The organism is Flavobacterium cryoconiti (assembly GCF_048158645.1).
In the GTDB taxonomy this organism is placed as follows: domain Bacteria; phylum Bacteroidota; class Bacteroidia; order Flavobacteriales; family Flavobacteriaceae; genus Flavobacterium; species Flavobacterium cryoconiti.
Map to the genome: position 1 here is coordinate 59826 of NZ_JBLNKW010000008.1, position 23828 is coordinate 83653.

The following is a 23828-nucleotide window of genomic DNA, read 5'->3' on the forward strand; positions in this document are numbered from 1 at the left end:
TAGCGGGTTTTATACAATCGTGTTAGTGTCTTGTTTTAGTCCTTTGCTTTCGCTAGCAAAGGACTTTACAATATTCAATGAATTATGGTTTTGAAATTTCTTCCAATACTTTTTTTCCATTTTCATTATTTGGATCAAGTTCCACCGATTTTTTATAATTTATAATGGCAAGGTTTTTATCGCCATTTTTCAAATAGGCTTCTCCCAAACTATCATAGGTATTCCCTGATTTTGGAAATGCTTCCACATTTAGTTTGAAAACTTCTATAGCTTCTTTTACTTTTCCGGTTTGTAATAGTTGGTATCCTGCGCTGTTCATCTCATTTTCATTGATAGCGTAGGTACTTGAATTTTTATTTTCTTTAAAATAATTTAGTCCAGATGCAATTCCCTTTTCCAGAATAACGTCTACTAAAGCAGTGGCCAATGATTTTTTAGGCAAACTGTATGGTTTATTGTAAAGGATATTTCTAATCGCTACATTCATTTCGTTTAAGTTTGTGCCTCCTGTATTGTTTAATAATACAACCAGATTTTTGTCAGACGGAATGCGGGAAAGCAATGTGTTAAATCCATTTATTCCACCGCCATGCTCAATAACTGTTAAGCTGTCATTCTTTTCTCCATTGAAAGCTTTATTGATAAACCATCCGTAACCATAATGTCCTGGTCCTGCAGGGATATAGGAATTAAATAACAGCTCTTTATATTTTTTCGAAAGTAACTTTTCAGTGTAAAGCGCTTGGTCCCATAAATACAAATCTTCAACGGTAGAATACAAAGAACCGGCAGCGTAGGGGATAGACATATCAAGATAATTGGCATTAGTATAGTTTTTACCATTTTTCTCATAACCCGAAGCTCTGTTTTTTAGAATCGTTTCATGATGATCGAATCCTGTATTATTCATTTTGAGTGGCGTAAGAATATTGTCTTGCAAAAACTGCTCATAGGTTTTACCGGAAACTTTCTCTATGATGTAACCCAATAAAAAATAACCGGAATTGCTGTATGCAAATTTTTCTCCTGAGGTAAATTCCAGCGGTAAGTCAGCGAATTTTTTTACAAATGCTTCCGGGCTGTACGGATTAAGACTTAATTCTTTTACAAAATTTGGGAACGAAGTATAATTTGGAATTCCTGACGTATGTGTCAGTAAGTGATGAATCGTGATTTTATCGCCCGATGCTTTAGGATAATCAGGAAGATACGTTGTTATCGGAGCATCCAATTTTAATTTTCCCTGCTCGACTAATTGAAGTATTAGCATGGAAGTAAACTGTTTGGTAACGGAACCCAACCGGTGTTTGGTATCCGGTTGATTCGGAATATTCCATTCCATGTTTGCCATTCCAAATCCCTTTTTGTAAATGACTTTACCAGCGTCAGCGACAAGAATGGAGCCGTTAAACTGCCCGTAGTCCGAATATAGATTCATCAATTTATCGATTTGCTCCGTTTTGGTTTGCCCAAAGGAAACTGTTACTGTAGTGATTTGAATGAATAGACCAATTAAGATTGTCTTTACTGCAAAATGCTTGGAACGTTGTTTCATAATGATTGTTGATTTTTGTGATTGATGTTGTGTGTTGCTATTATTCTTCTAATAAATTTTCAGTTTTTGTCAAAAAGGATTCTATTGATTCATTAATGTCTATGTCCATTCGGTCAGCAAGGACTGTGAGCCACCAAATACATTCGCCCAATTTATGCTGTAGTTCAGGATTTGTATTTCCTTTTGGCCAGCGCCCTTGTTGTGACATTGTGTGACGCCCTACTAATCCCGCATCAGTAAGAAAAGCCAAAGCATCTTCTTCTACCGTCCATTCACTGCCGTGGTGGGTCTTTTCCAGTTGATGGTATTGTTGTCTGATTTTTAACGTTCTTTCCTTTATTTCTTTTAAATCTAAATTCTTCATTTGTTATTTATTTGGGTTAATCAAGCTGTAGTTTGGTTCTTTTATTCAGATAAATGTATGCAAATTCCAATATGATCACTTAGTTTTTTGTCCAAATTCCAAGTTTCAATATTTATTTTTTGATTTTTTATGAAATCTTTGCTCAAAACAATATGATCAACATTATCAGCAATTTCACTGGTTAAACATTTTAAATTTAGGTTGTCAAAAATTTGATTAAGTTTTTTTCGAGCTTCATGACTTGGGTATGCATAACCTGACATATAAACATTGAAGTCTCCTGCAATACAAATATTACCCAAAAGATTTTTAAAGTCTAAAAGTTGTGATTCCAAATCGGTTTTAAAGCGTTCATCTTTTCCTCCAAAAACGCCAATGATTGTTCCGTAAATATTTAGTAACCCTAAAGGTGTTTTAATTTCAGCGGAAACACTAGTAAAATTAGCAAAGGTTTTGTATTGTTTTTCAATTTTATACTTCGTCCAGATTGTTGTTCTGTTTTCTCCACTTTTATACGGAATCCCATCATGGCCTTTTGATAAACTTTCTGTTGCAATACATGAATAACCTTCCCCAGGATTTATAATAGAATTTGTTTCTGTTAAGATTAAAATGTCAGCATCAAGTTCTGAGAGTTTGTCTAGAATTAATTGATTTTTATTTTTTATAAGTCTTTCTAAATTCCAAGTTAAGATTTTCATGTTTGAAATTTTATTTATCGCTTTGTTCTTTTGCGGGCGTGATGCTATCGAACTGTATTATATTTTAAATTCAAAGTTATGAGGTATAGTTGTTTCCGTAAATGAGATTTCTTGGTCAATTTTTGTAAGAGATTTGTTGATTTTTATTTTACAAACAAATCTTTTGTCTTCACTTACTTGTAAATCAGTAATTTCAATTATTTGGCTAAATAGTTTGTAATCTATTTTTGCATTTGATTTTAGTCCATTTATTTCAGTTATGTCTCCTTTTGATATTGCTCTCTGAACTGTTTGCAGCCATTCTACGATTTGAAATTTTAAATGCTTACTCAAATCAACTTTGATTTGAGGAACAGAAGATTTCAATACAGGTATAACCTCTGCATAATTGCTTTCTAATTCAGTTATATTAGCACAAGCCAAAATATAATCTCTTTCAGTATGGAATGAAGAGTTTTTGTCTTTGTCTGTGAAGTTTAAATAATCAATTGGTGTTTGTGTATAATAATGTTCAATTTCTCCCTTTTGAAAAATAAAAATATTTGCTGATTTAAAGGCTTCTAATAATTGTATAAATCTTGGAATAATATAATTAATTTCACCTTGTTGAATAGGTGATGCTATTGCTATAATTTTTTCTTTAAATTTTACTAAGGCTATTAACATAGATGTAATTACTGAATTTCTTTTTTCAGTTATTGCAATAATGGGGTTTAAATAATTGATTATGTGATTTATGTCAACATCAGTAGTTGTTTTCGTAATTAAGTCATCGGCAACTAATTTTAATTTTCTGTCTAACTCTCCAATAAGATTCGATAAATCTGTTCCTAAACCATTTTCCTGAATATATTTATTACAGTTTTCATCTTCTTGTGCAACTTCTCTTAATTTTCCTTTAAAGAATGCGTCTAAATCAGCAATAATTCTAGCTTTTATGTTCAACTTTTTACAAAGTCTAAAAAACACAGCTAATTCATCTTTTCCGCCAACATCTATAATACTTGAACCTGATGCACTTATGTTATAATCAAGTTTATCAAACAGTAACGTTATTATTTGCTGGTCTGTATAACCTTCAACAAAAACAGGGTTTGGTGAGAAGAAAAACTGTTTATGATGAGTATTAAAACGAGGAAGAAATTTCTTTAAAATATATTCATCTTGAGAATCTAATGTATCAACAAAATTGGGAGGTTGATTATAATGACAAACAAGAATACTTTTTAAATCATCTATGCTTCTCAAATCTAAAAAGTAAGGTGAATGAGTAATTATGAAAAATATTTTTTTTGTTGGGTCAATATTTGGGTCGCCTGCAAACTTTCTGATTTCACTAAGTAAAAAAGATTGAAATTGCGGATGAAGATGTAGTTCTGGTTCGTCCAGTATTAGACAATTCTTGCTGTCATCATATATAAAAGTCAGAAGTGTCATTAACTCTTTCAAACCGTGACATTCTTTCTCTTTAAGTCCATATTCTTCGCCACCTGAGTTATTTTGAATTTTAGGTTTAAGAAATCCTCCTTCTTCAACTAAACGAATTGTTTTATTAAAAATGTCAGATAGTAGAGCCTCAATTTTTACTCTTACATCAAGTCTTTCTTTTAAGATAATGAAAGCAGATGATGAAAGTCCAAATTGCTCGCCATAATTTTTTATGTCTTTAAATTGAGAAATATTAAGTCCATCATTTAAATTACTATTGCCATAATAGTGATATTGTTGTTTTTCTAAACCACTTAATCGTTCAGCGTTTAACAGCCGTACTTTGTAGTTTTGTTGAAGTTGATTTTTTAATTGATCAGCAAAAAGTGATTTACCTGTTCCATTTGGTCCAACAATCAAATTAATTTCACCCCATTCATTTTTTGAAAAGTTTTTTGTCAACCAAAGTTCTGGAAGAATAATATCTATTGGAATATTTATCATTTTATTGTTTCATTTTCAAATTATCATTAACCAGTATATATTCGCAGATCCACCCAAAATCGGGAATGCTTTACACTACAAATAGCATTTTATTGTTCCGCTAATGTAGTTAATTTATTACGGATTATTGGTGTTGTAATTCCTAAACTAATCGAATAGAAACAAACTGAAATTAGGAATCAGATACCCAAGCTCCGATAGCATTCAACTTTACTAATTTCAATTTCAAAAAATGTAAACAATTTTGTTTACATTTATACCATGAAAACAATTGACATCATAAAAGGAATTCATCCCGGTAAAATTGTGGAGCGGGAATTGAAGAAAAGGAACATCAACCAAAGACAATTTGCTCTTTCTCTTGGTGCCCATCCTCAAACTTTGGGTGCCATAATAAAGGGTAATAGGAGGATGAATGTTGATTTATCTCTTAAAATGGAGGAGAAGCTAGAATTAGAAGAAGGTTTCCTGATGACGCTTCAAGTTTTTTATGACATAAAGGAAGCAAAGAAAGATAGTACTTATAAACCAGATCTTTCAAAATTGAGAAAAGGTACTTTTTGGGATACTACTTTTGATAAGATTGACTGGAAACAAAATAAGGTGGCTGTTGTTAAACGTGTTTTTTCTAGAGGAACTGAAATAGAACAGGAGGAAATTATTCGTTTTTATGGAAAAGAAGAGGTTGATAGGATTAAATTATTAAAACACCAATTGTAATATAAATTGAAAAATACTCACTGGAATACTGTTTTGCATTTGCTCAAAGAGATTCTTACCGAATTTTATGCATTAGCTTTTATTTTTCCACTTTAGATTGGCTGTTCCAATATTAAAAGTCAATTTTTAAATTTTGAATTGGCTGATGCTGATTTTGACGCGTTATGTTTACTTGTTAAATCTTGGGAGCTTATCAAATTGGATTTTTTTGAAAGTATCAATAGGAATTCTTAATTCCAAGAAAAAGACTTTGAAACCCAAATGCCTTAGCCCCGATAGCAGCGGCATCCTTTATGTTCTTTCTTTAAGAACATAAAGATACAGCGGAGAGCGGGAATCAGCTCCTGATTACGACTTCCGCCAGAATGACAAATCCTCTGAAATGTCATCTTGTCAGATTTTTTTACGCCAATTTTAACAGAAACTGACAATTTAAGGAGCTGTATTGCATTGGCACAAAGATTGACTTATCGACTTCGAGCTATTAAAATGAGTATATAATAAAATTAAATATATTAAAAATGGGTAAAATAATCGGAATTGATTTAGGTACAACAAACTCTTGTGTTTCTGTAATGGAAGGTAATGAAGCAGTAGTTATCCCTAATGCTGAAGGAAAAAGAACAACACCATCTATCATTGCATTTGTAGAAGGTGGAGAAATTAAAGTAGGAGATCCTGCTAAGAGACAAGCGGTAACTAATCCAACTAAGACTATTGCTTCTATCAAACGTTTTATGGGTCATTCTTTTTCAGAAGTTTCTGCTGAAGCAAAAAGAGTTTCTTATTCAGTAGTAAAAGGGGACAACAATACACCACGTGTTGATATTGATGGTCGTTTATACTCTGCACAAGAATTGTCAGCAATGACACTTCAAAAAATGAAAAAAACTGCTGAAGACTATTTAGGTCAAACAGTTACTGAAGCAGTTATTACTGTTCCTGCTTACTTTAATGATGCACAACGTCAAGCTACGAAAGAAGCGGGTGAAATTGCAGGTCTTAAAGTTATGCGTATTATCAACGAACCTACTGCTGCAGCTTTGGCATACGGTCTTGATAAAAAAGGTAAAGATCAAAAAATTGCTGTTTACGATTTAGGTGGAGGTACATTTGATATTTCTGTTCTTGAATTAGGAGACGGAGTTTTTGAAGTATTATCTACAAACGGAGATACTCACTTAGGTGGGGATGATTTTGACCACGAAATTATTGACTGGTTAGCTGCTGAATTTTTAGCTGAAGAAGGTATTGATTTACGTTTAGATCCAATGTCTTTGCAACGTTTGAAAGAAGCTGCTGAGAAAGCAAAAATTGAATTGTCTTCTTCTACTGAAACTGAAATCAACTTACCTTACGTAACTGCTACAGCTTCAGGACCAAAACACTTAGTTAAAAAATTAACTAGAGCTCAATTTGAAAAATTAACTGACGCTTTAGTAAAACGTTCTATGGCACCAGTTGCTAAAGCGTTGAAAGATGCAGGTTTATCTGTTTCTGATATTGACGAAGTTATTCTTGTAGGAGGTTCTACTCGTATGCCAAGAATTGCTGACGAAGTGGAGAAATTCTTTGGTAAAAAAGCGTCTAAAGGAGTTAACCCTGATGAGGTTGTTGCAATTGGAGCAGCTATTCAAGGTGGAGTTCTTTCTGGAGATGTAAAAGATGTATTGTTACTTGACGTTACACCTTTATCTTTAGGTATCGAAACTATGGGCGGTGTTATGACAACTCTTATTGAGTCTAATACAACTATTCCAACTAAAAAATCTCAAGTTTTCTCTACAGCTGCAGATTCTCAACCAACAGTTGAAATCCACGTTTTACAAGGAGCTAGAGCAATGGCTGCTGATAACAAAACTATCGGTCGTTTCCATTTAGATGGTATTCCACCAGCACCAAGAGGTGTTCCACAAATTGAAGTAACTTTTGATATTGATGCTAATGGTATCATCAAAGTTTCTGCAACTGACAAAGGAACTGGTAAATCTCATGATATTCGTATCGAAGCTTCTTCTGGTTTAACTGCTGAAGAAATCGAAAGAATGAAAAAAGATGCAGAAGCTAATGCTGATGCTGACAAAATTGCAAGAGAAAGAGCTGAAAAATTGAACGAAGCAGACGGAATGATCTTCCAAACTGAAACTCAATTGAAAGAATTAGGTTCTAAATTATCTGATGAAAACAAAGTTGCTGTAGAATATGCATTAACTGAATTGAGAATGGCACACCAATCTCAAGACATTCCTGCAATTCAAACTGCTCTTGACAACATCAACGCTGCTTGGAAAAAAGCAACTGAAGCGATGTATGCTCAAGGTGAACAAGGTCAAGGTGAAGCACAACCTCAAGGGGATGCAGCTCAAGGAGACAATGTTGAAGACGTTGAATTCGAAGAAGTAAAATAATAATTTCCAGTAGAGACGCGATTCATCGCGTCTTTACATTCTATAAAAAAAAACCGTTCGCCTTTGGTGAACGGTTTTTTTTATGGAATTATACGTGAAAGGGTTGTGTAATTCGTCGGGTTTGGTTTTTGGTAGTGACACGCTGTAGTGTGTCTTTGTATATTCTAATTTTTATATCAAACATTATAAATCAATTAACACCGAAGAATTTAGGACTTAAATGGAAATGATTAATTTTGTTTAAATAGAAAATTTATAATGTCAAAAAATATTCCAGTCTCCTTATTAGAATTAGCAATAATTACCCAAGATAGCAATGCAGGCGAAACTTTGCAAAAAACAGCAGCACTTGCACAACTTGCCGACAGTTTAGGTTACAACCGATTTTGGTTAGCAGAACATCATAATATGGCACATGTCGCCAGTACGGCAACGGTGGTACTGATTGGTTATATTGCCAGTCAAACTAAAAATATCCGAGTAGGTTCAGGTGGAATCATGTTGCCTAATCATGCGCCGTTAATTATTGCAGAACAATTTGGAACACTAGAAATACTGTATCCGAATCGGATTGATTTAGGATTAGGAAGAGCACCGGGAACTGACTCGTTAACCGCGCAAGCCATTCGAAAAGATTTCTTTGAACAATCGCAACGCTTTCCGCAAAATGTGACTGCGCTTCAGGAATTTTTCTCTGAAGACAATGCTGCTGCAAATGTGCGTGCTTTTCCTGCCGAAGGGACTAATGTTCCTATTTGGATTTTAGGTTCCAGTATGGATAGTGCTGCTTTAGCTGCTGCCAAAGGATTGCCGTATGCATTTGCCGGACATTTTGCTCCCAAACAAATGCATCAGGCATTTGAATTTTATAGAGACAATTTTCAACCTTCGGAATATTTAGACCAACCCAAAACAATGGCGTGTGTCAATGCAATTGCCGCCGATACAGATGAAGAAGCCCAGATTTTGTCAACCAGTTTGACTCAGATGTTTCTGAATTTGATTCGGAATGATAGAAAACCATTGCAACCACCAGTAGATTCTATGGATGGAATCATGAGCGAAGAAGAGCATTTTCATGTAAACCAAATGACTTCTTGTTCGTTTGTAGGTAGCAAAGAAAAACTAGCTGTCGAATTGCAGCAATTTATTGATTATACTCGTATTGATGAATTAATGATTACCAGTCCGATTTTCAATCATCAGGATAAATTGAAAAGTATTCGAATAATGAAAGAAGTAATGGATACCATAAAATAGCATTTTATAGCTTTTAAAAACAAAAAACCCTGCAACATACATTGCAGGGTTTCTATTTTATGACTCATTAATAATTAACAATTCATCCTTGATAATTAATTATTTAAGGCTTCCAACCATATCTTCCGGTTTGACCCAAGCATCAAAATCCTCTGAAGTTACATAACCTAAACGAACGGCTTCGTCTTTTAGAGTAGTTCCGTTTTTGTGTGCGGTTTGAGCAATTTCAGCTGATTTATAATATCCAATTTTTGTGTTCAAAGCTGTAACCAGCATCAATGAGTTGTCAACCAATTCTTTGATTCTTTTGTAGTTTGGTTCGATACCTTGTGCACAATGTTCGTCAAAAGACATACAAGCGTCACCCAATAATCTTGCTGATTGCAAGAAGTTTGCTGCCATCAATGGTTTGAAAACATTCAATTCATAATGACCTTGCATTCCACCAACTGAAATAGCCACATCATTCCCCATAACTTGCGCGCAAACCATAGTTAATGCTTCACATTGTGTTGGGTTTACTTTTCCTGGCATGATAGAAGAACCTGGTTCGTTTTCTGGAATAAGGATTTCTCCAATTCCTGAACGTGGTCCAGATGCTAACATTCGCACGTCATTGGCAATTTTATTCAATGAAACAGCCAGTTGTTTTAATGCCCCATGTGATTCTACGATGGCATCATGTGCTGCTAAAGCTTCAAATTTGTTTTCGGCAGTTACAAATGGATGTCCCGTAAATTCAGCGATATATTCAGCTACTTTTACGTCATATCCTTCTGGAGTGTTTAATCCAGTTCCAACAGCTGTTCCTCCTAAAGCCACTTCTGATAGGTGAGCTAAAGTGTTTTTAACTGCTTTCAAACCATAGTTCAATTGCGCTACATAACCTGAAATTTCTTGTCCTAATGTCAATGGTGTAGCATCCATTAAATGCGTACGGCCTATTTTAACTACATTATTGAATTCAACTGCTTTGGCATGAAGTGTATCTCTTAGTTTTTCAACACCTGGAATGGTAATTTCTACTACTGCTTTATAAGCTGCAATGTGCATTCCTGTTGGGAACGTATCATTAGAAGATTGTGATTTGTTTACATCATCATTAGCTTTGATAAATTGTTCGCCTTCGCCAATGTTGAATCCTTTAAGAACTTGTGCACGATTTGCAACCACTTCATTTACGTTCATGTTACTTTGTGTACCTGAACCGGTTTGCCAAATTACCAATGGAAATTCATCGTCTAGTTTTCCGGCTAAGATTTCATCGCAAACGGCTGCAATAGCATCGCGTTTTTCAACTGGTAAAACACCTAAATCGCAATTAGCGTAAGCAGCTGCTTTTTTTAAGAAAGCAAAACCTTCAATAATTTCTTTTGGCATGGAAGCCGATGGACCTATTTTGAAGTTGTTGCGGGAACGCTCTGTTTGAGCACCCCAATATTTGTCTGCAGGAACCTGCACTTCACCCATCGTGTCTTTTTCTATTCTAAATTTCATTGTGTTGTTATTTATAAGTATTAAGTAGTTTAGTAGATTTTTAGCCCCGATAGCAGTGAAAATCCTTTTATGCCGGTGTTCGGCATAAAAGATTGTAACGAATAGCGGGATAAGCTCCAAATTCTGAGCTCAAAAATACGGATAATTCCCTTTTTATAAAAATTGATTGATAGTTTTTGTTAATTTTTATTGGTAAGAAAAGGAATTAAACTTACATTTGTGGCTACATTCAAAATTCCGGAAAACATGTTTGAATTTTCACAGTACTTAGGCTTTTTACTTTTCTTAACCGTTCTTACAATAGGATTTTGGTTAATGTTTTTTCTTGTTGGTTTCGTATCCTATTGGGTAGGAGGAGCAACTTGGGAAGCATACAAAGAGAAAAGAGCAAAAAAGAAGCATGAACAATCAGTTTAATCTAATTGTTTTATAAAAAAAGGACCCGTGAAAACGAGTCCTTTTTTTTATGCTTTTATTTTATTTTTTTACAAAAAAAAGACCCGTTTTCACGAGTCCTTTTTGTTTGTTACTTATCCTTATCCAGGAAATTCTCCTCCATTATCATTATTTTCGTTTTTAGGCGCTTGTTTTTCTCTTTCGTTTTTAGCTTTATTGAATCTATATGTAAAAGAAAGATTGAACTGTCTCTTACGAAATTGCATTTCGCTATACGATGTCTGGCCTTCAAGGTGAGTATAAGACTTCATTATTCTAGAATTGAAAATGTCACTTATATTAAATGCTACTGTTGCTTTATCTTTTAGAATGTCTTTGCTAAAAGCTGTATTCATACCAAATTGACCTAAGTTTTTACCTTGTGCTGTATTTTGTGGACCATTATACATTGCTGTTAATTGCCAATCTATTTTATGGGGTAAGGTTAATTTTGAGTTGATTCTTGCAAACCAAGAATTTGCTTGATTATTAAGATTTTGAGTTACAACGACACCATTTGCATCTGTGTAACTATTTTCTCCAGTTGTTTTTACATTGTAAAGATTAAAATTACTATTTAATTTCCACGATTTAAAAGGGGTGTAATTTAGAGTGAATTCGAAACCAAATTTTTGTTCTTTTCCTAAGTTAATTGGTCTGCTCAAAATAACTGGAATTCCGTTTACATCTTCACCTGTAGGAGATCGAACAAAACTAAAGACATCTTTTGTATCTTCAAAATAAGCTGAAGTATTAAAAGTTATTTTATCCCAACGCTTGATATATCCAATGTCGTATTTGTCCGTTAGTGACGGATCTAAATCAGGGTTTCCTTGAAAAATATTAATATTACTTGAGTAATTCGTTGCCGGGTTCATGAAACGCCCTCTTGGTCTTGATAAACGTTTGCTATAACTGGCAGTGAAGTTACTTTGCTTAGATATTTCATAACTAATAAAAGCACTTGGAAACAAGTTGTTGTACTTTTTAGTATTGAATACATTAGTGTCTAATAAATTAACCTGGATATTGGTGTCTTCCCAACGCAACCCGAATAAATAGGAAAATTTATTTACTTTGAAACCATACTGCGTATAAATTGCATTTATGTTTTCTTTATATTGTAAAGTGTTTGACAAACTCGGAATTGTTGCGCCCTGATCATCAAGAACATAATATTTATTATTTAAATCCCCAAAACTTCCTTTGTAACCCGCTTCAAACTGACTTCCTTCACCTATTGGAAGAACGTAGTCAGCTTGCAATTGAACTTGTTTTTGAACTTGGTTATTTAAGGTGTTATTAAAATCATTTGTAGCGGTTATTAGACTATTGCTATCATCGGTGTTTCGAGAAATCGATCCGTCAACGGTAAGTTTGTGCCCTTTATCGTTGAAGTTTTTTATTAAATTTGAACTATATTCAACGTTTTGATTACCCGTATTTCCATCATTCAATCGGTAAGATGATGAAGTAAAATTATGAGCAGCATCAAAATTAGTATAGTTGATTAGATCTCTATCTTCACCATTATTCTTTTGGTAATTTATAGCATTTGTCCAAAAAGTGGTTGGTGTAATAGACCATTCTACACCAGTTCTTCCGTTAAAACCTTTTCTAATTCTTTTAGTATCACGATTTTCATCTAAAAAACTTTTTGCAGAACCATCTGTATTAAAATAATCAGAATTAGTTAAACCGCCACCTTCATTTGTTCTGTAATTATAACCCGCTGTAGTAAAGTAATTTAGTTTTTCGGTTTTATAATTCAAATTTGCACTTAATCCGTATGTTTCTGGAACACCAGTTGAAGCGATAAAAGTTCCATTTAAACCTTGATTTTTTCCTTTTTTAAGGATAATATTTATTAATCCTGAACCTCCTTCGGCATCATAACGTGCAGATGGGTTTGTAATTACTTCTACTTTATCAATTGCATCAGCAGGGATTTGACGTAATGCTTCGGCAATGTTTATGGCATTTGAAGGTCTTCCGTCAATTAAAATCCTAATGTTATCGCTTCCTCTTAAGCTTACATTTCCTTCGGTATCAACTGAAACCGATGGAACGTTGTCTAAAACGTCGCTAACAGTTCCGCCTTTGACCATCATATCTTGGCCAACATTATAGACTTTTTTATCCAGTTTGATTTCGACTGTAGATTTTTCAGCACGAACGACAACTTCATTCAGTTGGTTGGCATCTTCATCTAAAGCAGTTGTGCCTAAATCAATATTTCCTTGAATACTTTTTTGTTTAATTTCAGTTGGTTTGAAAGAAATGAATTCAATTTTTACATCATAAATGCCCGGTGTCACATCTATACTATATTCTCCTTTTGCATTTGTAATTCCGCCGGCAAGTGCTTTTGGATTTTTGGCACTCATAAACGTAATTGTAGCATACTCTAATGGTTGTTTGCTCAATTTTTCAATAACTTTTCCACTAACTTTCACTTTTTGTGAAGGAGCGGGTTGCTGTGCAAAATTTATTAAGCTTGTAAATATAAATGCAAGAGCAAGTAGATTTTTTAATTTTTTTGGCATTTTTATAGTTTTAGTTTCTTTTTTAGATTACAAAAACTAAGTTAGGTTTAATGTGTAAATCATAAAAAAGTGTTAATTTAATTATATGAAATCATTTACATTATCTAGCACTCTTCCTATGATTGCTTTATCTCCTTTGATTACAATAGGTCTTTCAATTAAAATAGGATAGGTAACCATTGCTTGAATGATTTCGTCATTAGTCATTGTTTTATTTTTGAAATTTTCTATCCAAATTTTTTCTTTTTGGCGCACTAATGCAAGCGGTTCAAAATTTAGTTTTTGAATAAGTGTTTTTAATTCTTCGAAAGTGGGAACGTTGTCAAGATAATTAATGACTTCAAATTCTTTTTCAGATTCTTTTATAAAAGCCAGGCAGTTTCTTGATTTTCCGCAACGCGGATTGTGGTATATTTGTATCATAAGTAATTTTTTGATAAAGAAAATGAAGTATTAATCTCGTTTCATAAGTGTAACAAAAGTAGAATTTGTTACTCTAATTTTAATAATATAAAAAACAAAAATCTATGTTTATAGAACAAGGAGTGAAATCTGAGAATAAATTTTGGAAGTATATTGTAGGCTCTTTAGTAATTATTTTTGCTTCTTTTTTAGGTCAGATACCTTTATTATTAGCACTGCTTTATGAAACATTTATAAATGGGAAAAAATATCCATCTTCTAATGAAGATGTTATGACGTTTTTTGAACCTAATATGACATTGTTTTTGATTCTTGCTTCGTTTGTTTTTGCGATGCTGGGAATTTATTTTGTCATTAAATACATTCACAATCAAACGATGCTTTCTATAACTACATCCAGATCAAAAATGGATTGGAAAAGAGTACTTTTTTCGTTTTCTATTTGGTCAGTTTTTACAATTGTGTCAACATTATTGTTCTATTTTTCAAATCCAAGTGACTTTGTAATTAATTTTAAACCCATTCCATTTGTCATTTTAGCTGTTATTGGGACGCTATTAATTCCCATTCAAACCAGTACGGAAGAATATGTTTTTAGAGGTTATTTGATGCAGGGTTTTGCCAATCTCGCTAAAAATAAATGGTTCCCTTTAGTGATGACTTCTGTTATTTTTGGAGCGATGCACATTTCAAATCCTGAAGTTTCTAAAATGGGGAATATTATTTTAGTCTATTATGTAGGAACTGGATTTTTACTTGGGATAATAACCTTGATGGATGAAGGGATGGAATTAGCTTTAGGTTTTCATGCGGCTAATAATTTAGTGAGTGCTTTATTAGTAACATCCGATTGGTCAGCATTTCAAACCCATTCTATTTTTAAAGATGTTTCGGAGCCTTCAGCAGGTTTTGATGTTATATTCCCGGTTGTTATCATTTACCCAATCCTTTTATTTATCTTTAGTAAAAAATACAAATGGACAAACTGGAAAGATAAATTGACCGGAAAAATAGAAGAACCAGTGCATTTTAATGATTTAAACTCAATATAATTACCAATGAATACAATAACTTATAAAAACGTAAACAATCATTTTAAACTGAATGGATTTCATCTGGATCGAAAAGATTTATGTAGAGTAGCATACAGTTTTATAAAAGAAGGGGAAGAGCATGAAAAATCGGTTGGAGATTTTATATTGGATTGGTTTGATAAAAAAAGCTACATCGAATTGAACACTTCCGGAACTACGGGAAGCCCAAAAATTATTCAAATGGATAAACAAGCGATGGTAAATTCAGCTTTAGCTACCGGCGATTTTTTTGATTTACGTCCCGGAGATAAAGCATTACATTGTTTGCCAACTAAATATATAGCTGGGAAAATGATGTTTGTCAGAGGCTTTATTTTAGGATTGGATATGGATTTTGTAGCTCCAACTTCGCATCCGATGTTGCTTAACGAAACTAAATATGATTTTGTTTCTATGGTACCTTTGCAAGCTCAAAATTCTTTGGTAGAATTAAAAAATGTAAAAAAAATGATTGTTGGTGGCGCTAAAATGGGAAAATCACTTGAAAAAAGTCTTTCTAAATTAAGTACCAAAGGATATGAAACGTATGGTATGACAGAAACAATCACCCATATTGCTGCCAAGAAAATAGGAGAGAAGGCATTCTCAGTTTTACCGAATATAAAAATTTCTCAAGACGAAAGAAACTGTTTAGTGATTGATGCACCAAATATTTCAGAAGAAACTATTGTGACCAATGATTTAGTTGAGTTAGTAAATGAAAACGAATTTGTTTTCTTGGGTCGTATTGACAATGTGATTAATAGCGGCGGAATTAAACTGATTCCCGAACAAATCGAAGAGAAATTATCAAATAAAATTCATTCAAGATTTTTTGTTACAGGAGTTCAGGACGCTACTTTAGGGGAGAAATTAGTGCTGATTATTGAAGGTGAAAAGCAACCTTTGGACGAAACTATTTTTGATGGTTTAGACAAATATGAAAAACCTAAAGAAGTCTTCTATGTTTCAAAATTTATTGAAACACAAAATGGAAAAATAAAAAGGAAAGAAATTCAAGAGAGCCTTTAATTAGTTTCAGAATAGCTAGACATAAAAAAGCATCCCGTTTGCAGGAACAGGATGCTTTTTTAGTTTTGACTATTGTTGCATTTTGAAAAAATAATCTGCAGAGTGTTTGCCGCTTCCATAAAATAAGAAAAAGACACAAATTCCAAGTATTAGGAATGCTAACAATAAGTTTTGAGAATGCATTTCGCCCATAAAATTTACAATAATTGCCCCAATCAGTATGGGTAATTGTGCTATTATTGCCCATCTGGTAAGTAAACCAAAAGCAATCATTATTCCTCCAACCATATGTGCCGGAGCAATATAATGAATCAGAAACATTCCACCGCCAATTTTGTCAATTGGGGATATTAAGTCTTGTAAATATTGGATGTTTGTTATAAAAGAGATTCCTTTCATAAACAAAAAAACACCAAGTGCTATTCGTACCAAATCTAATGATAAATAAGTGTGTGTATTTGCCCACTTATTTAAATTTTTTACGTTGCTCATAATGTATAGTTTAAATATTTAACACTAAGTTACTAATTTTTAAAGATATAAGCGATTTTTTGAGTCTATAAATTTTTTTAGTGATTTTAATCAGCAGCTAAACACTTTCTTTTTTATAAAGGAGTATAAAACGAATTTATTTAATGTATGAACCGGTATTTTAGCTTTAGACCAAGACTATTTTCAGCATGACCATGAGCTAAAAATTGAGTAAAATCCATTGACAAACCTAGTCTGTTTTTAGTATTACCAATGATAAAATACCTTCCTAAGTAGAACGCTGAAGAAAGTCCAAATTGCTGGTCCCCTCCGCCATATTCAGATACAAAACCAAGTCCAAATTTTTTGTCTGCATCCGAAAGAGCATAACCTACCCCTGATTCTGCCCCCCAATACCATTTATGGCTAAAGCTATATTGGGTATTAATTTTTATGGAAAATATATTAAAGTTACTGTATAATGTTTTCTCTGTTAATGTACTTTCAGGTGTTATTTTTGGTAAGTTTTGTTTGACGAGCCAATAGTCATAATCGACTTTAATACCTAAGTCCAATTTTGGTGAAACTTTTTTCCATGCTCTTATATTGATGCCAATTTCAAATCTATGGGAGCGATACATTTCTATGTGTACAGGTATGGATAGGTTAATACCTGATTCGAGATAAATTGTTTTATCTTTTTTGGATGAAACACTATCTTGGGTAATTGCCTGCGCAGAAACAAACTGTACAGCCAAAAGCATTACATTTAGGAATACTATCGGAATCTTTTTCATTTTTTCTTATAATTAAATAATTCAAATCGTCGTGACAATTTTTATTGAATTGAAAAAAATGATATTATAAAGTGGATGAGTATTTATTGGCTTAAATAAAATTTAAAAAGAGTTAGTAAAGATACAAATAACTATTAATCAATGCTATATGATTTGTTTGAAATGTTGTTTATATAATTTTATAAACTCATTTTGTTTTTAAGAATTTCAGAAATGTCTTTTTTTCGTATCTTAATGTCATCCAAAATCCAATTCATTTCAGGGTCATTTTCTTTTATACGGTCTTCAATCGTAGGAATTATTTCCATGTCAGGAAATATGCCACGACCTTCAATAGTTGTTTTGAAAGGAGCAGCTATATACATTAATCCGATACGAATTTGGATGCCGGTATTTGGTAATTTTACCCTGGGCATAAAACCAGCAACTGTCCCATTAAATGCGCCACCTGTTTCTTCACCTATAAAATAGGCTCTTTTGGAGCCTTTCAAATTAGAAGAAATAATACATGAAGCCGAAAAACTTCCACCATTGATAAGAATATAAATTTTTCCCTTGAAAGCATTTTTACTCACTTTATGCGGGGTAGTTTGGGTTGCATAGTAATTTTTACCGTTTTGGTTTTTATGAACAGTCAACAGTAAATAACTATATATTATCGGAGAAAAAATCGTTTTTAAAGCTTTAAACCCAAAAGAACCTCCATTAAAGTAAGCTCCTTTGAACAAGCTTGATTTTGAAACTACTTCAGATTTATCTAAAAACACAAAAGTAGAATCTGCTAAATAGGAATATAAATCGGCAATTTCAGTTACTCGTCCGCCTCCATTATTTCTCAAATCGATGATAAGTGTTTTAGATTGATAACCAGTAATTTTAGAAAAGCTTTCTCTGTAAAAAGTTTTATAATCGCCAATTTTGAAACTTCTAATTTTCATTATAGCTACGCTGCTGTCTTTTTCTAAAAAGTGTAGGTTCCGATTGTAATTTTTTTCAGCGGAATAATAACCATTAATCCTTTTCTTTTTTCTGATTTCTTTGGATTTGGTTTTATCTTTCAGCGCTAGCTTTTTTTGAATTTTTTTGAGATGTTCCCCAGTTGTATCCTCCGCTTTTCGTTTGATAGTAATCGTTTTTAAGCTGTCATCAAATTTGAAATCAAATTGAAGACTATCCTTAATTCCATTTTCATTGGAGAATAATGTAGAAAAACGTTTGCCTGAATAATTGGTTTTGTAAGTGGTATTATAACCGTCAGAACTATAATAATGATTGTATTCTGTAATTAAATCGATTGGTTTTGTACCGTTTACAGCAATGACTTCAGTTCCAGGTTGTATCGTTTTGTCATAAGACTTGTTTTTTACAACATATAATTTTCCATTAAAAAGATCGAAATCAAATTGCGAAAAAGGACCGGTCCCTCTTTTGATAAGTGCTTTGGTTTCTCCTTTTGACAATAATTTCGTTGGTGGATAAACAACTAAATGCCCTTGTCGCACCGCAGCAACCACAGGACTTAATTTTTTGTAAAAATTAAAAGAAGTCATTGGTTTTGTAAGGGTCGATTTTAGACTGTCGAATTTATAATCTAAAGCTTCCTTACTGATATACCAATATAAATTGGGGTGTAATTCCTGTAATTTTCGGTAGGTAAAATCAACATCCGATTTTAATTTCTCTTCAGCTATCAAATCATTCAAATGCTTGTTGTGCTTTTTTATGGAAGTACATTGAACAAAGAATAACATTGCAAAACCAAATAGAACTATTTTTCTCATATTTTAATTACTTAGGTTTTTCCTCAACATTGATGACTAAATCTAAATTCTGAAATCTATCATTTGAGATTAAACCTGAATAACACCTAAATTAAATTTCTTTTCAATAGGCGAGTGATTAGCAGCTTCAATACCCATGGAAATCCAAGTTCTGGTTTCTAAAGGATCAATTATGGCATCAGTCCATAATCTGGAGGCTGCATAATAGGGTGAAACCTGTTCATCATATCGCGCTTTTATTTTGTCGAATAATTCTTTTTCTTTCGTTTCATCTACCACTTCTCCTTTTGCTTTAAGCGAAGAAGCTTCAATTTGGGCCAATACTTTAGCTGCTTGCGTTCCACCCATAACTGCTAATTCTGCACTTGGCCAGGCAAAAATTAATCTTGGGTCATACGCTTTCCCGCACATGGCATAATTTCCTGCACCATAGGAGTTTCCTACAATAACGGTGAATTTTGGAACAACTGAATTAGATACAGCGTTCACCATTTTTGCACCATCTTTAATAATTCCGCCATGTTCTGATTTGGATCCTACCATAAAACCGGTAACATCTTGAACGAATACCAATGGAATTTTCTTTTGGTTGCAATTCGCAATAAAACGGGTGGCTTTGTCCGCACTATCGGAATAGATTACGCCTCCAAACTGCATTTCACCGTTCTTAGTTTTTACCACTTTTCGTTGGTTGGCAACAATCCCCACTGCCCAACCGTCAATTCGCGCATATCCAGTAATGATAGTTTGTCCGTAACCGTCTTTATAGGCTTCAAACTCAGAATTATCAACCAAACGATTGATGATTTCCATCATGTCATATTGTTCATTTCGAGCTTTTGGCAAAATGCCATAGATTTCATTTTCGTCTAAAGCTGGTTTCTCCGATTTGATTCGGCTGTAACCCGCCTTATCGAAATCACCTATTTTGTCCACTATGTTTTTTATTTTGTCTAATGCGTCTTTGTCGTCTTTGGCTTTATAATCTGTCACACCGGAAATCTCACAATGCGTGGTTGCTCCGCCCAATGTTTCGTTATCAATGCTTTCGCCAATGGCAGCTTTCACCAAATAACTTCCCGCAAGGAAAATGCTTCCCGTTTTTTCGACTATTAAAGCTTCATCGCTCATAATTGGCAAATAGGCACCGCCAGCAACACAACTTCCCATTACGGCAGCGATTTGGGTAATTCCCATGCTGCTCATTTGAGCATTATTTCTGAAAATCCGACCAAAATGTTCTTTGTCCGGGAAAATTTCATCTTGCAAAGGCAAATAAACGCCTGCACTATCTACTAAATAAATGATTGGCAAACGATTTTCCATCGCAATTTCCTGCGCACGAAGATTTTTCTTAGCAGTAATAGGAAACCAAGCACCCGCTTTTACGGTAGCATCATTGGCCACAACAATACATTGCTTTCCTTTGATATACCCAATTTTAACCACAACGCCACCCGAAGGGCATCCACCATGTTCTGCATACATTCCTTCACCAACAAAGGCTCCAATTTCTATGCTTTTAGCTTTGGCGTCAAGCAAATAATCGATGCGTTCTCTGGCAGTCATTTTGCCTTCACTGTGTAATTTTTGGATGCGTTTTTCACCACCACCTAATTTCACCAGACTCAATTTTTGTCGCAATGCCGAAAGTAAAAGTTTATTGTGGTCTTCGTTTTTGTTGAAGTTCAAATCCATGATGCAATAATGTTAAAAATAGTTTGGGCTAAAATACAAAATCCAATGAAATAAAATTTATTATTTTATGGGTATAGAAAGTAAATCGGATATAAGTTTGGTATAAAAACAAAAAAACAGAAGTTACCTCCTGTTTTTTTATGAATTTAATAAAAAAAGTAATTATTTGCTTTTGGATTCATTTACGAGTCTTTTCAAAATTGCCCATTGTTTTAATGCATCACGAGCTTCAACAGCTGGATAACCCAACATGGTTTTCCCTGCAGGAATATCTCCTGTTACACCTGAACCAGCACCTACAATGGCTCCATCGCCAATAGTGGTGTGGTCTTTTATAGAAGCGCTTCCGCCAATAATAACTCCGTTTCCTAGCGTTACTGAACCAGCCAATCCGCTATTTCCGGCCATGATACAAAAACGGCCTAATTTACTGTTATGTCCAATTTGGACTAAATTATCAATTTTACAGCCATCACCTAAAACGGTAGAACTGAATTTTCCTCGGTCAACGCAAGTGTTGGCGCCAATTTCAACGCTATTGCCTATAATCACATTTCCAATTTGTGGGATTTTCACTAAACCTCTTTCGGGATCGGGGCGAAAACCGAAACCATCTGCTCCAATTGTCGCATTGGGATGTATAATACAATCATTTCCTATGTGACAACGTTCTCTGATTACGGCTCCAGACCAGATTACAGTATTTTTTCCTACGCTACATTCATCCAAAATAGTAACGTTTGGATATAAAGTTGTATTGTCTCCAAGCACAACTTTAGGGCCGATATAACAACCGGCACCAATTCTAACGCCATTACAAATAATCGCGGTTTGATCGATAACTGCAGTTGGATGAATATCAATATTAAATAATGGAGTTGGAGGTGCAAAAAGAGCTAATACCTGTGACATAGCTAAATCTGCATTTTTCACCTTAATGAAAGCTCTGCTTTCTCCTGGTTCTATTGAAATATCTTCATTTACAACTGCAACACAAGCTTTAGAAGTTGCCCAAAATTTTTCGTATTTTTTGTTTCCAATAAAAGAAATTTCAGATTCATTAGCTACTTCAAGTTGTTCAGGAGCAGTGATATTTTGGATAGTACTTCCCACAATAACTCCTTTTAAAATTTCATTTATTTCTTGGATGGAATAGGATTTCATTAAGTGTAGATTGGATTTGGTTTTGTTATAGTCGTCAAATAAAACAAATTGAGATTATAATTCCTAATATTTCGGGATTCTTTAACAGGATTAAAAGTGGGATTTATGTAACTAATAAAAATAAATATGCAACAAATGAAGAGTTTAAACAATTAGTTTTGCAGGTTAATTACGATTATATATTATGAAATTACTGCAAATAAAGTTCTCGATTTTTATACTTTTCTTTTCTTATTTTACTGCAAACGCCCAAATTCAGGCTTTATTTAACAATAAAACACAACTCCGAAATCTAACGGAACGATGGGAATTAGACACGACTTCCGTAAGAGGAACATTTTTAGTTACTCCTTATAAGCCCATGTATGTGTTACCTGTTCGCTGGTCAAATAATCCAAATGAACAACCTCATTCAGGAAATATCGACCCTGATTATATTGCGCCTCCTGGTGTTGATTATAATAATATTGAAGCTAAATTTCAATTGAGTTTTAAGACTAAAGTTTTGCAGGGTATTTTTTGGGGACGCGGTGATTTATGGGTTGCTTATACACAAATATCGCATTGGCAAATTTATAATAATAATCTTTCACGACCTTTTAGAGAAGTTAATTATGAACCGGAACTGATTTTGAATATTCCCGTAAACTTTAAAATTTTTGGTTTTAAAGCACGAATGGTTGGTGTCGCATTCAATCATGAATCCAATGGAAAAAGTGATCCATTCTCCAGAAGTTGGAACAGAGTTATTTTTCATGCAGGATTTGAACGTAATAATTGGACTGTTTATATTAGACCTTGGTTACGAATGTCAGCTGCAAAAGACGACAATCCGGATATTTCTGAATATGTAGGTCGGGGAGATTTAAATGTAATTTATGCTAAAAACGGGAATATATTTTCGTTTATTGGGAGTCATAATTTAAATTTTGGTTCAAAAGCGAGGGGCAATTCCTCATTTTCCTGGTCGTATCCCATCAAAAATAATTTAAAAGGATATTTGTTAGTTTCTCATGGTTATGGTGAAACGTTAATCGATTATAATAATCTGCAAACTACTGTAGGCGTAGGGGTTTCATTGATAGAATGGTTATAGATTTTAGAATTAATACCTTCAAAAAAATGCGACTCAAATAGGGTTACCGATAAATTTGTTATGTTTGTAAGTGAGAGTAAAATAGAATTTAGAGTATCAGAGGACTTTCCTTACTGACTATTAAATAATATACCCACAATAAAATGATTTTTTTAAACCGTTTCTTGTTTTTGGCTGCAGTATTGTTTTTATGTATTAACCTGCAGGCTCAAACAAATACTACTACGATTAAAAATGCTTTATTAATTGCGGCGCATAATAAAAGTAAGTTAGAAAATAGCGAACAATTATTGGTAGTGTACAATTATCAGCCAGAAAGTTACAGCGCTTTTTTTGTAGCCTTAGAGAAAAAAGATAATCGTTGGATTGTAAAACAAGAACCCGTAAAAGTGGGTATTGGTAAAAATGGTTTTGCCACGCCACTGAATAAGCGTGAAGGCGACGGCAAGTCTCCAACAGGAATATTTCGTTTAGGGAAATTATATACCTATGAAAAACAACTAAACACGCTATTGGAATACCAACAAACTACTGCCGAAGATAAATGGATTGATGATCCCAATTCAGAGGACTATAATAGGTTTGTGAAAGGTGTTACTAATGCAAAATCCTATGAAAATTTATTGTTAAAGACTGATGCTTACAAGTATTGTATGGTTATAGAATACAATACAAATCCTGTTATAAAAGGAAATGGGAGTGCAATATTTTTTCATTTGGCTGTAAAAAAACCTTCTTTTACTGCCGGTTGTGTTGCTATTGATGAAGAAAATATGGAGTTAATGGTAAATTGGTTAGATTCTAAACGAAACCCAACAATTATTATGGGGAATTTTAATGTTTTGAAAAGCGGTTTGTAAAGAGTTTTTTAGCAA

20 protein-coding genes are annotated in these 23828 nt (G+C 33.5%); 8 read left to right on the plus strand and 12 right to left on the minus strand.

Going from position 1 to position 23828, the window contains the following annotated elements; translation table 11 throughout:
* Window positions 1-82: 82 nt before the first annotated feature.
* Genes ACM55H_RS12405 through ACM55H_RS12420 form a run of 4 tightly spaced genes read right to left on the minus strand, consistent with a single transcriptional unit; the run spans window position 83 to window position 4552 of the window.
* Window positions 83-1555, minus strand: a complete 1473-nt coding sequence (locus tag ACM55H_RS12405; RefSeq protein ID WP_416836791.1) for a serine hydrolase — start codon at window positions 1553-1555, stop codon at window positions 83-85.
* Window positions 1556-1595: 40 nt separating this feature from the next.
* The gene (locus ACM55H_RS12410) at window positions 1596-1919 is read right to left on the minus strand and encodes a nucleoside triphosphate pyrophosphohydrolase family protein (RefSeq protein ID WP_416836792.1); all 324 of its coding nucleotides are present in this window, start codon (window positions 1917-1919) and stop codon (window positions 1596-1598) included.
* A 41-nt stretch (window positions 1920-1960) separates the two neighbouring features.
* Window positions 1961-2620 (minus strand): endonuclease/exonuclease/phosphatase family protein, encoded by a 660-nt coding sequence (locus tag ACM55H_RS12415; protein ID WP_416836793.1) that lies wholly within the window; start codon window positions 2618-2620, stop codon window positions 1961-1963.
* 57 nt (window positions 2621-2677) lie between these two features.
* The gene (locus tag ACM55H_RS12420; RefSeq protein ID WP_416836794.1) at window positions 2678-4552 is read right to left on the minus strand and encodes an ATP-dependent nuclease; all 1875 of its coding nucleotides are present in this window, start codon (window positions 4550-4552) and stop codon (window positions 2678-2680) included.
* A gap of 261 nt (window positions 4553-4813) precedes the next feature.
* Here ACM55H_RS12420 and ACM55H_RS12425 point away from each other — a divergent pair, with 261 nt between their 5' ends.
* The 3 genes from ACM55H_RS12425 to ACM55H_RS12435 all read left to right on the plus strand — a co-directional run bounded on the left by ACM55H_RS12425 (window position 4814) and on the right by ACM55H_RS12435 (window position 8940).
* Window positions 4814-5272 (plus strand): HigA family addiction module antitoxin, encoded by a 459-nt coding sequence (locus tag ACM55H_RS12425; protein ID WP_416836795.1) that lies wholly within the window; start codon window positions 4814-4816, stop codon window positions 5270-5272.
* Between the two features lie 521 nt (window positions 5273-5793).
* Window positions 5794-7680: a molecular chaperone DnaK gene (gene dnaK / locus ACM55H_RS12430; protein WP_416836796.1), complete on the plus strand. Its 1887-nt coding sequence runs from the start codon at window positions 5794-5796 to the stop codon at window positions 7678-7680.
* Between the two features lie 258 nt (window positions 7681-7938).
* Entirely contained in the window at window positions 7939-8940 is a 1002-nt protein-coding gene (locus ACM55H_RS12435) for an LLM class flavin-dependent oxidoreductase (protein ID WP_416836797.1), read from the plus strand.
* Between the two features lie 99 nt (window positions 8941-9039).
* On the opposite strand, the gene fumC is transcribed toward ACM55H_RS12435, so the two are convergent.
* Window positions 9040-10437: a class II fumarate hydratase gene (gene fumC, locus ACM55H_RS12440; RefSeq protein WP_416836798.1), complete on the minus strand. Its 1398-nt coding sequence runs from the start codon at window positions 10435-10437 to the stop codon at window positions 9040-9042.
* A 219-nt stretch (window positions 10438-10656) separates the two neighbouring features.
* On the opposite strand from fumC, the gene ACM55H_RS12445 reads away from it, so the two are divergent.
* Window positions 10657-10854, plus strand: coding sequence for a hypothetical protein (locus tag ACM55H_RS12445; RefSeq protein WP_416836947.1), 198 nt, complete (start codon window positions 10657-10659; stop codon window positions 10852-10854).
* 119 nt (window positions 10855-10973) lie between these two features.
* Here the strand turns inward: ACM55H_RS12445 and ACM55H_RS12450 are convergent, their stop codons facing one another.
* On the minus strand, window positions 10974-13418 hold the full coding sequence (locus tag ACM55H_RS12450; RefSeq protein WP_416836799.1) for a TonB-dependent receptor: 2445 nt from the start codon (window positions 13416-13418) through the stop codon (window positions 10974-10976).
* Window positions 13419-13499: 81 nt separating this feature from the next.
* Window positions 13500-13841, minus strand: a complete 342-nt coding sequence (arsC, locus tag ACM55H_RS12455; protein ID WP_416836800.1) for an arsenate reductase (glutaredoxin) — start codon at window positions 13839-13841, stop codon at window positions 13500-13502.
* 104 nt (window positions 13842-13945) lie between these two features.
* Here arsC and ACM55H_RS12460 point away from each other — a divergent pair, with 104 nt between their 5' ends.
* Both ACM55H_RS12460 and ACM55H_RS12465 read left to right on the plus strand, forming a co-directional pair.
* Complete coding sequence (locus tag ACM55H_RS12460) at window positions 13946-14893, plus strand: CPBP family intramembrane glutamic endopeptidase (protein WP_416836801.1); 948 nt, start codon at window positions 13946-13948, stop codon at window positions 14891-14893.
* A 6-nt stretch (window positions 14894-14899) separates the two neighbouring features.
* On the plus strand, window positions 14900-15946 hold the full coding sequence (locus tag ACM55H_RS12465; protein WP_416836802.1) for an AMP-binding protein: 1047 nt from the start codon (window positions 14900-14902) through the stop codon (window positions 15944-15946).
* A 69-nt stretch (window positions 15947-16015) separates the two neighbouring features.
* Here the strand turns inward: ACM55H_RS12465 and ACM55H_RS12470 are convergent, their stop codons facing one another.
* From ACM55H_RS12470 to lpxD, 5 genes are all read right to left on the minus strand, one after another.
* A complete protein-coding gene (locus ACM55H_RS12470) occupies window positions 16016-16438 on the minus strand; it encodes a DoxX family protein (protein ID WP_039110562.1) in 423 nt (140 codons plus the stop codon).
* A 140-nt stretch (window positions 16439-16578) separates the two neighbouring features.
* The gene (locus ACM55H_RS12475; RefSeq protein WP_416836803.1) at window positions 16579-17214 is read right to left on the minus strand and encodes a hypothetical protein; all 636 of its coding nucleotides are present in this window, start codon (window positions 17212-17214) and stop codon (window positions 16579-16581) included.
* Between the two features lie 179 nt (window positions 17215-17393).
* The gene (locus ACM55H_RS12480; protein WP_416836804.1) at window positions 17394-18995 is read right to left on the minus strand and encodes a S41 family peptidase; all 1602 of its coding nucleotides are present in this window, start codon (window positions 18993-18995) and stop codon (window positions 17394-17396) included.
* Between the two features lie 69 nt (window positions 18996-19064).
* Window positions 19065-20693, minus strand: coding sequence for an acyl-CoA carboxylase subunit beta (locus ACM55H_RS12485; protein ID WP_416836805.1), 1629 nt, complete (start codon window positions 20691-20693; stop codon window positions 19065-19067).
* 162 nt (window positions 20694-20855) lie between these two features.
* Entirely contained in the window at window positions 20856-21857 is a 1002-nt protein-coding gene (lpxD, locus tag ACM55H_RS12490; RefSeq protein WP_416836806.1) for a UDP-3-O-(3-hydroxymyristoyl)glucosamine N-acyltransferase, read from the minus strand.
* 184 nt (window positions 21858-22041) lie between these two features.
* Here lpxD and ACM55H_RS12495 point away from each other — a divergent pair, with 184 nt between their 5' ends.
* Entirely contained in the window at window positions 22042-22953 is a 912-nt protein-coding gene (locus tag ACM55H_RS12495) for a phospholipase A (protein ID WP_416836807.1), read from the plus strand.
* Window positions 22954-23096: 143 nt separating this feature from the next.
* Window positions 23097-23813: a L,D-transpeptidase family protein gene (locus ACM55H_RS12500; RefSeq protein WP_416836808.1), complete on the plus strand. Its 717-nt coding sequence runs from the start codon at window positions 23097-23099 to the stop codon at window positions 23811-23813.
* Window positions 23814-23828 lie beyond the last annotated feature (15 nt).

Coding starts and splice junctions, on each gene's coding strand:
- ACM55H_RS12405 (WP_416836791.1), bottom strand. CDS start 1,555: ATGAAACAACGTTCCAAGCATTTTGCAGTAAAGACAATCTTAATTGGT.
- ACM55H_RS12410 (WP_416836792.1), bottom strand. CDS start 1,919: ATGAAGAATTTAGATTTAAAAGAAATAAAGGAAAGAACGTTAAAAATC.
- ACM55H_RS12415 (WP_416836793.1), bottom strand. CDS start 2,620: ATGAAAATCTTAACTTGGAATTTAGAAAGACTTATAAAAAATAAAAAT.
- ACM55H_RS12420 (WP_416836794.1), bottom strand. CDS start 4,552: ATGATAAATATTCCAATAGATATTATTCTTCCAGAACTTTGGTTGACA.
- ACM55H_RS12425 (WP_416836795.1), top strand. CDS start 4,814: ATGAAAACAATTGACATCATAAAAGGAATTCATCCCGGTAAAATTGTG.
- dnaK (WP_416836796.1), top strand. CDS start 5,794: ATGGGTAAAATAATCGGAATTGATTTAGGTACAACAAACTCTTGTGTT.
- ACM55H_RS12435 (WP_416836797.1), top strand. CDS start 7,939: ATGTCAAAAAATATTCCAGTCTCCTTATTAGAATTAGCAATAATTACC.
- fumC (WP_416836798.1), bottom strand. CDS start 10,437: ATGAAATTTAGAATAGAAAAAGACACGATGGGTGAAGTGCAGGTTCCT.
- ACM55H_RS12450 (WP_416836799.1), bottom strand. CDS start 13,418: ATGCCAAAAAAATTAAAAAATCTACTTGCTCTTGCATTTATATTTACA.
- arsC (WP_416836800.1), bottom strand. CDS start 13,841: ATGATACAAATATACCACAATCCGCGTTGCGGAAAATCAAGAAACTGC.
- ACM55H_RS12460 (WP_416836801.1), top strand. CDS start 13,946: ATGTTTATAGAACAAGGAGTGAAATCTGAGAATAAATTTTGGAAGTAT.
- ACM55H_RS12465 (WP_416836802.1), top strand. CDS start 14,900: ATGAATACAATAACTTATAAAAACGTAAACAATCATTTTAAACTGAAT.
- ACM55H_RS12470 (WP_039110562.1), bottom strand. CDS start 16,438: ATGAGCAACGTAAAAAATTTAAATAAGTGGGCAAATACACACACTTAT.
- ACM55H_RS12475 (WP_416836803.1), bottom strand. CDS start 17,214: ATGAAAAAGATTCCGATAGTATTCCTAAATGTAATGCTTTTGGCTGTA.
- ACM55H_RS12480 (WP_416836804.1), bottom strand. CDS start 18,995: ATGAGAAAAATAGTTCTATTTGGTTTTGCAATGTTATTCTTTGTTCAA.
- ACM55H_RS12485 (WP_416836805.1), bottom strand. CDS start 20,693: ATGGATTTGAACTTCAACAAAAACGAAGACCACAATAAACTTTTACTT.
- lpxD (WP_416836806.1), bottom strand. CDS start 21,857: ATGAAATCCTATTCCATCCAAGAAATAAATGAAATTTTAAAAGGAGTT.
- ACM55H_RS12495 (WP_416836807.1), top strand. CDS start 22,042: ATGAAATTACTGCAAATAAAGTTCTCGATTTTTATACTTTTCTTTTCT.
- ACM55H_RS12500 (WP_416836808.1), top strand. CDS start 23,097: ATGATTTTTTTAAACCGTTTCTTGTTTTTGGCTGCAGTATTGTTTTTA.